This is a genomic window from Arcticibacter eurypsychrophilus (genome assembly GCF_001730525.1).
In the GTDB taxonomy this organism is placed as follows: Bacteria; Bacteroidota; Bacteroidia; order Sphingobacteriales; family Sphingobacteriaceae; genus Arcticibacter; species Arcticibacter eurypsychrophilus.
Window position 1 is genome coordinate 1 of sequence record NZ_MDFN01000071.1, and the last position, 1046, is coordinate 1046.

Annotated in this window: 1 protein-coding gene; it reads right to left on the minus strand. The window is 37.6% G+C overall.

The window, feature by feature from the left end:
• Nucleotides 1–199: 199 nt before the first annotated feature.
• Entirely contained in the window at nucleotides 200–862 is a 663-nt protein-coding gene (locus tag BFL47_RS19000) for a hypothetical protein (RefSeq protein WP_069661370.1), read from the minus strand.
• Nucleotides 863–1046: the final 184 nt, after the last annotated feature.

Sequence of the window (1046 nt, forward strand, 5' to 3'; positions counted from 1 at the left end):
CTTGCATCAAATGGATATCCTGTTATAGAAATTACATCGCCTCCATCACATGCACCAATCGTCATTAATGGGGGGTTCTTTGCAAATACCTTACTTATTGACGTATAGGTTTTCCCATCAACTAATACAATTACCATCCGAATAATATATACTCTGCCGGCTACAAAATTTACAATTTTACCTAAAAAACTACTGGTTGTTATTTGCGTGTTTGGCTTTTGCGTGCTAACTGCGCCGCTACTGGAGTAAAGAACTTGACTTCCGGCACCATCCCAAAATCTATATTAACCTTTGCTATGTTGAAGGCGCTATTAGAAATAACGGTTGTTGGATCAAATGTAAAGGTGTGGCTACCTTCCTCTAATTCAGCTTCTGCGGGAAACAGTGGTGATGCAATCATTGTTGTAGCTTCAATGTAGGGCGATGATGTCCGGTTAGGGGTATCATATAGCTTTCCATTTGAAACGTAAATCTGATTGTTCTTTATGGCATTTGTATCTAAATAATTATATTTAAAAAACAGTGCACCAATTGTGTGCGTTTTTCCTGTATAGTTAGATGTTAAATAACTTTCCAGTTCCTCTGGTGTTTTATAGCCTGTTTTGTTATATAAAGAGTTATATATCTCACTGTATGCCTGAGTAAAATGAACGGAACTAGTGGTGTCATCACTTGCTAAACCTTTATAAGACTCAAGGTTAGCTAATGGAAAGACCCGGTCATAAAGAATGCCGGTTGTGACAAAACTTTTGTTTAAAGGCCCCAAAACATCTTCGGCTTCTTGCTGAAAGGTGGGGATAGCTGAAACACTGATATTGGTAGTAATATTTCCAGCATTGCTACTGTACCCTTCAGCAACCACATAATAAGTTCCAGGAATAAGCTCTTTAGCTAATGAAGCCTGTACGGTTGTGCATAAAGGGCCTCCATCATCATTGGAAAGAATTTCTTCACCCTTAGAATCTAGTAAATATAAAAACGTGTCAAATACCCTTTGAATCTAGTAAATGTATATACGTGTCAAAAGTTGAAGAACAATGAGAAAC